The organism is uncultured Microbacterium sp. (genome assembly GCF_900078385.1).
Taxonomy (GTDB): Bacteria; Actinomycetota; Actinomycetes; order Actinomycetales; family Microbacteriaceae; genus Microbacterium.
In genome coordinates, this window is record NZ_FLQR01000006.1 from 447027 (window position 1) to 459668 (window position 12642).

12 protein-coding genes are annotated in these 12642 nt (G+C 70.7%); all 12 read right to left on the reverse strand.

The features are described 5' to 3' along the window. Positions 1 to 87: 87 nt before the first annotated feature. Positions 88 to 1179 (reverse strand): glycerate kinase, encoded by a 1092-nt coding sequence (locus QZL85_RS07225; RefSeq protein ID WP_295575416.1) that lies wholly within the window; start codon positions 1177 to 1179, stop codon positions 88 to 90. Between the two features lie 27 nt (positions 1180 to 1206). Further along, complete coding sequence (locus QZL85_RS07230) at positions 1207 to 2244, reverse strand: LacI family DNA-binding transcriptional regulator (protein ID WP_295575417.1); 1038 nt, start codon at positions 2242 to 2244, stop codon at positions 1207 to 1209. 10 nt (positions 2245 to 2254) lie between these two features. Further along, the gene (locus tag QZL85_RS07235) at positions 2255 to 3124 is read right to left on the reverse strand and encodes a sugar phosphate isomerase/epimerase (RefSeq protein ID WP_295575420.1); all 870 of its coding nucleotides are present in this window, start codon (positions 3122 to 3124) and stop codon (positions 2255 to 2257) included. After that, positions 3121 to 3276, reverse strand: a complete 156-nt coding sequence (locus QZL85_RS07240) for a hypothetical protein (protein WP_295575423.1) — start codon at positions 3274 to 3276, stop codon at positions 3121 to 3123. Before QZL85_RS07240 ends, QZL85_RS07235 begins: the two co-directional genes overlap by 4 nt. Beyond that, complete coding sequence (locus tag QZL85_RS07245) at positions 3273 to 4475, reverse strand: dihydrodipicolinate synthase family protein (RefSeq protein WP_295575425.1); 1203 nt, start codon at positions 4473 to 4475, stop codon at positions 3273 to 3275. The genes QZL85_RS07240 and QZL85_RS07245 overlap by 4 nt, the downstream gene beginning before the upstream one ends. 5 nt (positions 4476 to 4480) lie before the next feature. Continuing rightward, on the reverse strand, positions 4481 to 5608 hold the full coding sequence (locus QZL85_RS07250) for a Gfo/Idh/MocA family protein (protein ID WP_295575667.1): 1128 nt from the start codon (positions 5606 to 5608) through the stop codon (positions 4481 to 4483). Positions 5609 to 5782: 174 nt separating this feature from the next. Continuing rightward, positions 5783 to 7300, reverse strand: a complete 1518-nt coding sequence (locus QZL85_RS07255; protein WP_295575428.1) for an alpha-N-arabinofuranosidase — start codon at positions 7298 to 7300, stop codon at positions 5783 to 5785. Between the two features lie 21 nt (positions 7301 to 7321). After that, positions 7322 to 8599 carry an ABC transporter substrate-binding protein gene (locus QZL85_RS07260; protein WP_295575432.1) on the reverse strand — a complete coding sequence of 426 codons (1278 nt, stop codon included), beginning with the start codon at positions 8597 to 8599 and terminating at the stop codon, positions 7322 to 7324. A 30-nt stretch (positions 8600 to 8629) separates the two neighbouring features. Beyond that, positions 8630 to 9283, reverse strand: a complete 654-nt coding sequence (locus tag QZL85_RS07265) for a DUF624 domain-containing protein (protein ID WP_295575435.1) — start codon at positions 9281 to 9283, stop codon at positions 8630 to 8632. 14 nt (positions 9284 to 9297) lie between these two features. Then, positions 9298 to 10227 carry a carbohydrate ABC transporter permease gene (locus QZL85_RS07270; RefSeq protein WP_295575438.1) on the reverse strand — a complete coding sequence of 310 codons (930 nt, stop codon included), beginning with the start codon at positions 10225 to 10227 and terminating at the stop codon, positions 9298 to 9300. Next, positions 10224 to 11219 (reverse strand): carbohydrate ABC transporter permease, encoded by a 996-nt coding sequence (locus tag QZL85_RS07275; RefSeq protein WP_295575440.1) that lies wholly within the window; start codon positions 11217 to 11219, stop codon positions 10224 to 10226. The genes QZL85_RS07270 and QZL85_RS07275 overlap by 4 nt, the downstream gene beginning before the upstream one ends. A 69-nt stretch (positions 11220 to 11288) precedes the next feature. Further along, positions 11289 to 12578, reverse strand: a complete 1290-nt coding sequence (locus QZL85_RS07280; RefSeq protein ID WP_295575443.1) for an ABC transporter substrate-binding protein — start codon at positions 12576 to 12578, stop codon at positions 11289 to 11291. Positions 12579 to 12642 lie beyond the last annotated feature (64 nt).

Below are 12642 nucleotides of genomic sequence, written 5' to 3' on the forward strand. Positions count from 1 at the left end.
CGCCCTGCCGGGATCTGGGTCAGGCGGGATCGAGGTCGGGAAGCGCCGATTCGCCCCGCGAGGCGACCCGAACCGACCGGCCCGCGGTCAGAACCGCGCGGCGAGCGCGGCCCCGGCGGCGTGCAGCCAGCGCGCCGGATCGGCCAGCGACGCCTCCGCGCTGCCGGCCAGGTCGGTGAGGGACACAGATGCCGCGAACGCGGCGGTGTCGGCGTCCGGTGCGATGCGTCCTGCGACGAGCGCGACGGGGATGCCGGCCTCGGCCGCGAGGCGGGCGACGAACGACGGGACCTTGCCCGCCGCGGACTGGCCGTCGTACGCCCCTTCCCCCGTGACGACCACGTCGGCGTCGTGGACGGCATCCCGCAGTCCGATGAGGTCGGCGACCTCGGCGGCACCGGGACGCAGCTCGGCGCCCCAGAGCCGCAGCGCGAAGCCCGTGCCCCCCGCGGCGCCCGCGCCCGGCGTCGCAGGGTCGACGTCCACGAGGGCCGCGAGGCGCGCGAGGCCGGACTCGGCGCGGGCGACACCGTCGGCATCCAGACCCTTCTGCGGCCCGAAGACCGCGGCGGCTCCGTCCGCGCCGAGCAGCGGGTTCGTCACGTCGCTCAGCACGACGACGCCGCCGGCCGGCAGCGGCCGCAGGTCCGACATGTCCACGGATGCGACCTCTGCGAGCCCCCGGGCACCGGGTGCGACCGACGCCCCGGATTCATCGAGCAGCCGTGCGCCCAGCGCCGTCAGGAAGCCGGCGCCGCCGTCGGTCGACGCGCTGGAGCCGATACCGAGCACGAGTCGCGGCACCCCGGCGTCGAGCGCGGCGACGGCGGCCTGCCCGAAGCCGAGAGTGTCGGCATCCCAGGGCCGGCGCTCGTCGCCGAGCAGCTCGATCCCGCTCGTGGACGCGAGCTCGACGACCCCCGTGCCGTCGGGCAGGCGCAGCCAGGAGGCGTCGACCATCCGCCCGGCCGGCCCGCGCACGGTGACGGGGACGCGTTCGGCGCCGGCGACGGCCGCCGCGAACGCCGCGACGGTGCCCTCGCCACCGTCGGCCATCGGCCGGAGGGCGATCTCCACGCCGGCGACGGCGGCCCGCCACCCCGCGGCGAGGGCCGCGGCCGCGTCAGCCGCGGTGACGGATCCCTTGAAGCTGTCGAGGGCGACGACCACTCGGGTCATGGGCGCACCCGGGTCACGCACACCGGGTCACGCCCGCGGCGGCGTGCTGTCGCGGAGCAGCACCTCGAGGCGGAGGGCATCCGCATCCTGAGCCCACTCGTCGTCGACGGCCGCGTGGAAGGCGGCGTAGCCGACCTCCTCGAGCGGAACACGCACCGTCGTGAGGGCGGGCGTCACGTCGCGCCCGGTGGGGATGTCGTCGAAGCCGCACAGTGCGATGTCGGTGCCGACCTCGCGGCCCGCCGTGCGGGTGGCCGACAGCGCGCCGATCGCGACGACATCGCTGATCCCGAACACGACGGTGCCCGGTTCGACGCCGTCCGCGAGGGCCTGGCGCATGAGGTCTCCGCCGGACTCGCGGGTGAACGCGCCTCGGTACACGCGCGGCGCGGATCCGCCGCCGGCCGTGAAGCCGGCCGTGAATCCGTCGAGGCGCACGTCGCTCGTGACGACGCCGTCGGCGGCGGCGAGCACGACGGCGGCTCGGTAGCCGCGCGCGGCCAGCGCCGCACCCAGCGCCTCGGCACCGCCCCGGTTGTCGATGACGACGTTGCGGACGTCGGGGATGCCGGCGCCGAGCGCGACGACCCGGCCTCCGGCCGCGGTGACGAGCTCGAGTTCGCGCGCGAGCTCGGGCGCCATCTCCCGCGACGTCCGGGAGGCGGCGAGGATGACGCCGCGCGGACGCTGCCCGCGGAGCGCGCGGACCAGCCGCACCTCCCGCTCCGGATCGCGTTCGGTGATCGAGATCGTCACGACGAGGCCGGCCTCCTCGGCGCCGCGCGCGACGCCGGAGGCGAGCTCTCCGAAGTACGGGTCGGCGATGTCCGCCACGAGGAGCGCGATGGTCGCCGACGTGCCCCGGGCCGTGGCCTGCGCGGACAGATTGGCGCTGTAACCGAGCCGCTCCGCCGCGGCCTCGACACGCGTGCGGTACGAGTCGGCGACCTTGCGGTTCGACCCGTTCAGCACGCGGGATGCGGTCGCCAGCGACACCCCGGCTTCGCGCGCGACATCGTCGAGCGTCGTGGAGGTCGCGCGCAGGCGGGCGGGGGCGTCGGTCACGATCGTGATCCTATTCGGTCAGGTACGGCGAGACCGCGACGCCGAAGCCGGCGGCGGTGCGGCGCACGGCCTCCAGCGGCGCCGTGGCCCAGATGTCCTCGTTGAAGATCTCGACCTCGATGTCGCGGTCGTAGCCCGATGCCCTGACGGCGCGCGTCATGGGACCGAAGTCGATGACGCCGTCACCGGGATAGTGGCGACTGAGCAGCACGTCCGCCGGCAGCGGCGTCTTCCAGTCGCACACCTGGTACGTCGCGATGCGGCCCTCCCGGCCCGCCCGCTCGATGGATGCGAGCACGTCGGGGTCCCACCAGATGTGGAACGTGTCGACGGTGACGCCGACGACGGACGGATCGAAGTCGGCGGCGATGTCGAGGGCCTGCCCGAGGGTCGAGACGACGCAGCGGTCGGAGGCGTACATGGGATGCAGCGGCTCGATCGACAGCGTGACACCGGCGGCGGCGGCATCCGGGGCGAGTTCGCCGATGGCGTCGCGCACCCGCTCGCGGGCGCCGATCAGGTCGCGCGACCCCTCCGGCAGACCGCCCGCGACGATCACGAGCACCGCGGTGGAGCCGGCGGCGCCGGCGGCGGCGAGCGTCGCCGTCTCCTCGATCGCGACGCGGTTGTCGTCGATCGACGCGCGACGGGCGGGGCCGTCGGGCATCGTGAAGAAGCCGGAGCGGCAGTGCGTGGACACGCGCAGGCCGGAGTCGGTCAGCATCCGCGCCGCGGTGGCGAGACCGACCTCCTGGACGGGTTCCCGCCACAGGCCGATCGCCTGCACACCGGCCTCGGTGGTCGCGCGCAGCGCCGTGGCGAGGTCGGCGCGCTTGAGGGTGCCCTGGTTGATCGACAGGCGCGGGTCGGGGGTCGTCATCGCTGCGCCGCCCGTCGGGTGTCACGACTCGTGCGGGTGCGGATGCCGACGACCCGCACGGGGCGGGACATCGTTCCCGTCGTGTCACGGTCGATGCGGGTTGCGCCGCCGGGAACCCGCACGAGGCGGGACATGGATGCGGGGGCGCTCACGCGGAGACTCCGTTCAGCCGCAGGAGGGCGTGCCAGCGCTCGGCGGCGAGCTCGGGCTGCTCGAGCGCCTTGGCGGTGTTGGCGAGCTCGACGATGCGGGACAGGTGCGGGAGACTCCGCGCCGAGTGCAGGCCGCCGACCATCTGGAACGCGGCCTGATGCCCGTTCAGCCAGGACAGGAAGGCGACGCCGGTCTTGTAGTAGAACGTGGGCGCGGCGAAGACCTGGCGGCTGAGCTCCTCGGTGGGCGCGAGGATCTCGAGGTAGCGGTCGGGGTCTCCGGCATCCAGCGCCTGGATGGCGGCGGAGGCGACCGGCGTGAGCGCCGCGAACGCGCCCAGCAGGGCGTCGGAGTGCTGGCGCGTCGCGGCGGGGTCGCGTGCGGGCTGCACGGCGCCGGGCACATCGCCCCCGCCGATCAGCCCGACGTAGTTGAAGTCGTCGCCCGTGAACATGCGGACGCCGCCCGGAAGGCGCTCGCGCACCGACACCTCCGACTCGGCGTCGAGGAGGCTCATCTTGACGCCGGCGACCTTGTCCGCGTTCTCCTCGATGACCTCGAGCAGGACGCGGGAGGCGTCGCGCCAGTCGGGCGAGCCGAAGTATCCCGCCAGCTGCGGATCGAACGCGGTACCCAGCCAGTGCAGGACGACGGGCGTGGTCGCGGCGCCGAGGACCTCACGGTAGACGCGCCGGTAGTCCTCCGCCGAGGCCGCGACGCGGGCGAGGTGCCGGCTCGCCATGACGACGGGGCCGGCGCCCTGCTCCTCCGTGAAGTGCAGCTGCTCCTTGTAGGCGTCGACGACCTGCGCGAGCGTGATGTGCTCGTCGTCGATGTGGTCGGTGTTGACCCCGACGACGACCGAGCCGCCCTCCTCGCGCGCGACCTGCGCCGACCTCGCGATGAGCTCGCGGGTCGCTGCGGCGTCGAGTCCCATGTTGCGCTGGGCCGTGTCCATGGCGTCGGCGACACCGAGCCCCCACGAGTAGACCGAGCGGCGGAAGTCGAGGGTCGCGTCCCAGTCGATCTGCGCCGGCGAGCCGGGCGTGTTCTCGCCCCACGTCACCGGGACGACATGCGCCGCCGCGTAGGCGACGCGACTGCGCAGCGGACCGCTGGGCTTCGTGTAGCCGGACGACTCGACGAGAGGCGCGCGGTGCACGGCGCCGTCGGCGCCGAGGAGGGTCAGGTCGGTCATGCCGATCAGTCCAGGGTCAGTGCGCGCAGCGCGACCTTGCGGCCTTCACGGCTGGACTGCAGCCCGGCCTCGGCGAGGAGGACGCCGCGCGCGCCGGCGAGCAGATCGAACGGGTAGTCCGTGCCGAGCACGTAGGACGTGAGGAACTCCTTCCACTGCTGGCGGAATCCGTTCTGGAAGACCTCGTTGGTTGGCACCTCTGCCCAGTCCTCGGCGTAGTCGTGGTCGTCGGCGAGGTCGGGGTTCCACACCGGCTTCGGGGTGGCGTTGCGGTGCTGGATCTTCGCGCCGAACAGCCCGACGACGGCCGAGCCGTGCGTGCCGTCGACGTGGAACTCCACGAGTTCGTCGCGGTTGACGCGGACGGTCCAGGAGGAGTTGATCTGCGCGACGATGTCGCCCTCGAGCTCGAAGACGCCGTACGCGGCATCCTCGGCGGTCGCGGTGTAGTGCTCGCCCTTCTCGTCCCAACGGTCCGCGACGTGCACCGCGGCCTGGGCGTAGACGGACTTCACGTCGCCGAAGAGGTTCTCCAGGACGTAGTTCCAGTGCGGGAACATGTCGACGATGATCCCGCCGCCGTCCTCGGTCCGGTAGTTCCAGCTCGGTCGCTGCGCGGGCTGCCAGTCGCCCTCGAAGACCCAGTAGCCGAACTCGCCGCGCACCGAGAGGATGCGGCCGAAGAAGCCGGAGTCGATGAGGCGCTTGAGCTTCTGCAGACCCGGGAGGTAGAGCTTGTCGTGCACGACGCCGGTCTTCACGCCCGCCGCGGCGGCGAGCTTCGCAAGCTCCAGGGCCTCGTCGACCGACTCGGCGGTGGGCTTCTCGGTGTAGATGGTCTTGCCGGCCGCGATGGCCTTCCGCAGCGCCGTGGCGCGGGCCTTCGTCACGAGGAAGTCGGCGTAGATCTCCCACCGCGGGTCGGCGAGGGCGGCATCCAGATCGGTCGTGTAGTCCTCGATGCCGTGGCGCTCGGCGAGCTCGGCGAGCTTGGCCTCGCTGCGTCCCACGAGGAGCGGCTTGACGGTGACCTTCGACCCGTCGGGCAGTTCGATGCCGCCCTGCTCGCGGATGGCGAGGATCGAGCGGACGAGGTGCTGGCGGTAGCCCATCCGGCCCGAGACGCCGTTCATGATGATGCCGATCTCGCGCACCTGGGGCCGGGCGGACGTCGCCGCGGGGGCGAGGGTGGTCGTCTCTGACACTGTCGTTCCTTCTCTCATCGCCCGCCGGCTCATCCGGTAAGCGCTTTCCGTATCCTCATCTTGACACCGGAATGCGCTTTCCGCAAGCGCTCCCGGTGAGGTTCAGGCGAGCCGGATGGCCGCCCACGAGACGGCGGGCAGTCGCAGCGAGAGGATGCCGTCGGACACGCGCGCGTCGTCCAGCGGACGAACGCCGACCCGCTCGGGCTCCTGCAGCGAGTTCGCCGCGTAGAGATCGTCGTCGTGGAGCAGGTGCGACTCGACGACCGCGACGTCGCCGGCGGCGAGCGCCGAGACGTCGAGCCGCAGGTCGACGGCGTCCGTCGTCGACCGGTTCACGACGAAGACCGTCGCGCCCTCGTCATCCACCGTCGCGACGGCGTTGACCCGGGCGACCTCGCCGAACCGCTCGCTCGTGACGGTGCCGGCATCCACCGGGACCCGCACGGCCCGCTCCCCCGCCAGACGCGACGTGATCGAGAACGGGAAGAACGTGGTCTGGCGCCAGGCCGGCCCACCCGGCTCCGTCATGATCGGCGCGATGACGTTGACGAGCTGCGCGAGCGACGCCGACCGCACCCGGTCGGAGTGCTGCAGCAGGGTGATCAGCAGATCGCCGAAGACGACGCCGTCGAGGGCGTGGTACCGGTCCTCCAACAGGCGCGGGGCGACCGGCCAGTCGTCACCGCTCAGTTCGTCACCGCTCTCGCTGCCGTCTTCGCGGTGCAGGTACCAGACGTTCCACTCGTCGAACGAGATCATGATGCGCTTGTCGCTCTTGCGCGTCGCGGCCACGGCGTCGGCGATCGCGACGACGGACTCGATGAACCGCGCCATGTCGACACCCGAGGCCAGGAACTCCTGCGCATTGCCGCCGTGCTCCTGGTAGTAGGAGTGGCACGAGATGAAGTCGACGTCGTCGAACGTGTGCTCGAGCACCGTCCGCTCCCACGACCCGAACGTGGGCATACCGCTGCCCGACGACCCGCACACGACCAGCTCGAGTCCGGGATCGAGCATCCGCATCGCCTTCGCGGTGCGCGAGGCGAGCTTGCCGTAGTCCTCCGCGTTTCGGTGGCCCACCTGCCACGGACCGTCCATCTCGTTGCCGAGACACCACATCCGCACGGCGAACGGCTCATCGCGGCCGTTCGCCGTGCGACGACGGGTCCACGCGGTGTCGGCGGACGTGTTGGCGTACTCGAGCAGATCGAGCGCCTCCTGCGTCCCGCGCGTGCCGAGGTTCACGGCCAGCATGAGATCGCTGCCGACGAGGTCGAGCCACGACTGGAACTCGTGCAGCCCGACCTCGTTGGTCTCGGTCGAGTGCCACGCGAGGTCCAGACGCCGCGGACGCTCCTCGGGGGCGCCGATCCCGTCCTCCCACCGGTAGCCCGAGACGAAGTTGCCGCCCGGGTAGCGGATGGTCGAGACGCCGAGCTCGGTGACGAGGTCCACGACGTCCGCCCGGAACCCGTGCTCATCCGCGGAGGGGTGACCGGGCTCGTGGATGCCGTCGTAGATGTGGCGGCCGAGGTGCTCGACGAACCCGCCGAAGATGCGCCGATCGATGCGGGAGATCTCGAATCGCGGATCGACGAAGCCATGGACGGAAGTCACGCGGGGTCCTTTCGGGAGGGCTCAGCCGAGTACGACGTCGGCTTCGGAGAAGAACTGGGTCACGGCGTCGTCGACGGTGATCACACCGAGGCCGAGGGATTTGCCGAGGTCCCAGAACGTCTGCTCGAGCGTCCCATAGCCGACGATCGGGACGGGCGGTGCCGCGCCGATGCGGTCGGCGGAGGCCTCGATGTAGTCCGCGACCTGCTTGTCCGCACCCTCGAGGGTCGCGCCGGCCAGCTTGGCGGACGAGGCCGGGAAGCCCAGGGTCGTGCCGAAGATCTCACCGGCGGCAGCGCTGTTGACGACGAAGTCGAGGAAGAGCGCGGCGGCTTCGGGGTGCTTCGTCTTCGCCGAGATCGCGACCTGCAGACCTGCCTGACGGTAAAGGTCCTTCGAGCCTTCGACCGCGGTCGGGGGCGCGACGATGGAGATCGACGAGGCGCCCGAGTCGGCGAGGTACCCGCCGAGGAAGTTGCTCCAGCTCATCTCGCTGGCCGTCAGCGCCGCACCGAACCCGGACTTCGGGGACAGCTCTTCGAGGCGCTTCTGCGGGACGGCCGCGCCGTCGCGGAGCGTCTGCCCGGACTCCCAGAACTCCCGCAGGTCATCCTCGGTGAAGCCGAGCTCGCCGTCCTCGGTGAAGAGGTTGCCCCCTTCGGCCCGGAGCGCGAGCTCGAAGACCTGGATGCGCTGGGTGTAGTCGGTGCCGCCGTAGACGTCGCCGCCGCCAGCGGCGGTCACGTCGTCGATCCACTGGTCGAACTCCGCGAAGGTCGTCCCGCCCTCCGGGGCCTCGACGCCCGACGCCTGCACGAGATCGTCGTTGACGAAGTTCGCCCAGAGGCTGTAGCCGGTCGGCAGCGAGTACTGCGTTCCGTCGAGCGCGCCCGTGCCGAGGAGCGAGTCCTCGAAGGTCGTGGTGTCGATGTAGTCGGAGACCTCGGCGAGGTCGAGGAGGTGACCCGGCTGGGCGTACTGGCGCAGGTAGCTGTCGGAGAACTGGAAGACGTCGGGCAGACCGCCGCCGGCGACCTCCGTCTGGCGCTTCTCCCAGAAGCTCGGGAAGTCGCTGAAGGTGACGTTGACCGTGATGTTCGGGTGCTCTTCGTTGAAGGCGTCGATGAGCGCGTCGTACCGCGTCGCGCGGTCGTCGTTGCCCCAGAAGGCGAAGTCGATCGTGACGTCCTCATCCGGGTCGAACGGGGCGGCCTGAGGACCCGCCCCCGCGCAGCCGGAGAGGACGAGGAGGGCGGCGGCAGCGGCGGAGACCGCGGCCCAGGGGCGCAGAGCGGGCATTCGATTCCTTCTTGTTGTGGTGGAGCGCCGTCAGCGGCGACGGCGGCGGGTGGGGACGGAGATGACGGCGAGCGCGGCGCAGCCGAGCCCGCCGATGACGAGGGGCGGCAGCATCCACGTCAGGATGACGACGAAGCCGGCGGCGGCGACGAGGTAGCCGGCGCCCGCGATGTCCGCACGGAGGTGGCCGGGGACGGCGCGCAGCGCGGCGCGCCAGCCCCGCTCCGGCGTCCACGCGCCCGCGGCGGCGAGCACGACGACCGAGACGACGGCCAGGCCGATCCAGCCCACGACCTCGACGACCGCGCCGCCGGGCAGGAGGCCGGAGCGGGCGAGATCGATGTCGAGCAGGAGGACGAGCGCGAGCACGGTCGCGACGAGGCCCACGAGCGAGCCGGGCACCAGCGCGCGGCGCACGTCGGCCCAGAAGGCGCTGATCGGCGATGCTTCGGCGGCCACGAAGCGCCGCAGGTGACGGATGCCGGCGGCCAGGGCGGCGGGGAGGGTCACGACGGGGAGGCTCACGAGGGTGATGAGCAGTCCGACCTGCAGCACCTCGCCGAACAGGGCGAACGCGGCCGAGGCGCCGGGGAACCGGGCCGGGGGGCGCTCGGCGAGCGTCGGGCCGCTGCCCGAGCGGTCGGCGCGGACGGCGGCGCTCTGCGCCCGGCGGGAGGTCGTCATGGTCGACATGAGGGTCAGCCCTTCAAGCCCTGCGTCGCGACGCCGTCGACCAGGAAGCGCTGGAAGACGATGAAGAACAGCAGGATCGGGACCAGCGCGATGAAGGATGCCGTGACGGTCGCGCCGTAGTCGCTCACCGACGTCTGGTCGTTGTAGAGGCGCAGCGCGATCGGCAGCGGGTAGTTCTCCGGGCTCGTGAGGTACAGCAGCGGACCGAGGAAGTCGTTCCACGACCAGATGAACGAGAAGATCGCGCATGTGATGAGCGCCGGCTTGATCAGCGGCAGGATGATCGCCCAGAAGATGCGCAGGTGTCCGGCGCCGTCGATCTTCGCCGCCTCGTCCATGTCGCGCGGCATCTGCCGGATGAACTGGACCATGAGGAAGACGAAGAACGCCTCGGTGGCCAGGAACTTCGGCAGGATCAGCGGCACGAACGTGTCGACGAGGCCCAGATTGTTGAACAGGATGTACTGCGGGATGATCACGACGTGGAACGGCAGCAGCAGCGTGCCGATCATCGCGGCGAACAGGATGCCGAGACCCTTGAACTGCAGGCGGGCGAACGCGTAGGCGGCCAGAGCGCTGGAGATCACGGTGCCGATGACGGACGCCGCCGCGATGATGAACGAGTTCAGGAAGAACGTCGCCATCGGCACGCCGGCGATGCCCTCGGACACCTTGACGTAGTTCTCGATCGTGGGGTTGTTCGGCAGGAGTCCCATGTTCTGACCGAACTCGGAGTTCGGCTTGAACGTGGACACGAACAGCCAGACGAGCGGGTACAGGACGACGACGGTGACGGCCAGCAGGGCGATGAACCAGACGACCGTCTGCCACGTCTTGCGCTTGACGCGTCGCCGGGCGGGCCGCGTCTTCGGGTCGGGGTCGACCTGGTTCTCGACCTGGATGAGCGCGTTCTCGGAGAAGGATGAAGTGGTCATCGGTTGTCTCCTGAGTAGTGGACCCAGTTGCGCTGGGTGCGGAAGAGGATGGCGGCGATGATCGCGACGGCGATGAGGAGGACCCAGGCGATGGCCGCGGCGTACCCCATCCGGCCGTCGCTGAAGCCGGTCTTGTAGAGGTAGACGGTGATGAAGTTCGTCATGCCTGCGGGACCGCCGGTGCCGTTGGAGATGATGTACGCCGAGCCGAAGACCTGGAACGCCCCGATGAGCCCGAGCAGCAGGTTGAAGAAGATGACCGGCGAGAGCATGGGGATCGTGACGGCGCGGAAACGGCTCCACGGCCCGGCTCCGTCCATCTCGGCCGCTTCGTACAGCTCCTTCGGGATCTGCTTGAGGCCGGCCAGGAAGATCACCATCGTGCCGCCGAACTGCCAGACGGCGAGCAGGATCATCATCGGGAGGATGAGCGAGGGCTCACCGATCCAGCCACCGAGCTCGATGCCGAACAGGCTCAGCCCGTTGTCGACCGGGCCGTTCGTGGAGAACATCGCCCGCCAGACGATCGCGACCGAGACGGATGCGCCGATGAGCGACGGGGCGTAGAAGGCGGACCGGAAGAACGCGGCACCGCGATCACGGTAGTTGAGGAGCATCGCCACGAGCAGCGCGGCGACGAGGGTGATGGGGGTGCCGACCAGCACGTAGATCAGCGTGATCTGCGCCGACTGGATGAAGCTGGGGTCGTTCGTGAAGAGGCGGACGTAGTTGTCGAATCCGATCCACTTCGGCGCGGAGAAGATGTCGTAGCGCGTGAACGAGAGGTAGAGGGAGTAGACCATCGGCACCAGCGTGAGGCCGAAGAATCCGATGAGCCACGGGATGAGGAACGCGTAGCCGGCGACGGTCTCGCGACGCGCCCTCGACCGCTGGCCGGGCCGGGAGAGGTGCTCCGGGTGGGGCTTGCGGACCAGTCGGCGCTGGGATGAGGGCTGCTTCGTGACGATGACCCTGGTCGCTGTCGTGCTCACGGTGCTCCTGAGGTGGTGGGGAAGGGTGGGGTGCGGGGCCCGGACGTGCATCCGGGCCCCGCAGGGGCGTCATCCGTTGAGGACGATGTCCATCTGGCTGAAGAACTCCGCGACGGCCTCATCGACCGTCTTGGTGCCGAAGTTCAGCTCGGTGCCGAGCACGCGGAACTTCTCCTCCAGCGTGCCGTAGCCGACGATCGGAACCGGCGGCGCGTCGCCGAGACGGTCGGCGATGGCCGCTTCGTGCGCCCGGACCTGCTCGCTCAGCGGGTCGAGCTCGGCGCCCTCGAGCGCCGTCTCCGAAGCCGGCAGGCCGCGGTTGGTGCCGAAGATCGCCCCGGACTCGGGCGAGTTCACGAGGAAGTCCACGAGCGTGGCTGCGGCCTCGGGGTGCTCGGTCTTCGCCGAGATCGTGTGCAGCATGGAGGGCTTCAGGTACAGGTCCTTCGCGCCCTCCTTCGTGACGGGCGGGGCGAGCAGGCCCAGCTCCGTGTAGCCCTCGCCGAGGCCGGCGAGGTAGCCGGCGCCGAAGTTGTCCCACGTGAGCTCGCTTGCCGCGAGAGCCGAGTCGAACGCCCCCTTCGGGAGGACTTCCTCGACACGCTGCTGCGGGACGACGACGCCGTCGCGGAGCTCGGAGCCCGACTCCCAGAACGCGGTGAGGCGCTCCTCGTCGAAGCCCGGCTCACCGTCTTCGCTGAAGAGGTACGACCCCTCGGAGCGCAGCTGCAGCTCGAAGTTCTGGATGCGGCCGGTGAAGTCGCCGCCGCCCCAGAAGGCGCCGCCGGAGGCCTCGGTGACCTCGGCCATCCAGTCGGCGTAGTCCTCCCAGGAGCCGCCCGCGAACTCGTCCACGCCGGCAGTCTCGAGCAGGGCCGGGTTCGTGAACAGGCCCCACGCGTTCGTCGAGGTCGCGATGCCGTAGGTCGTGTCGCCGACGACGCCGATCTGCAGGATCTGCTCGCTGAGCGGCTCGGTGTCGATGATGCTGCCGAGGTACGGCTCGAGGTCGAGCAGCAGGTTGTTCTCCGAGTACTGACGCAGGTACGAGTAGTCGAACTGCATGACGTCGGGAAGGCCGCCGCCGGCGGCTTCGGTCTGCCGCTTCTCCCAGAACTCGGGAAACCCGAGGAAGGTCGCGTTGACCTTGATGTTCGGGTACTCCTCGTTGAACGCGGCGATGGCCTCGTTGTACAAGCCGGCGCGGATGTCGTTGCCCCAGAACGCGAGGTCGAGGGTGACCTTCTCATCGGGGTCGTAGGTGGCTGCGGGGTCCGCTCCGCCGGCGCAGCCGGCGAGGGCCAGTGCGGCGCCGGTCGCGAGGGCGACCGCGGCGAGTGACCGCTTCTTGCTGAACATCGTTGTCCTCTCTGTCGAACGTCCGTGTTCTGGTGCTGCGTGGACGCCCGTGTCCGTATGTGCG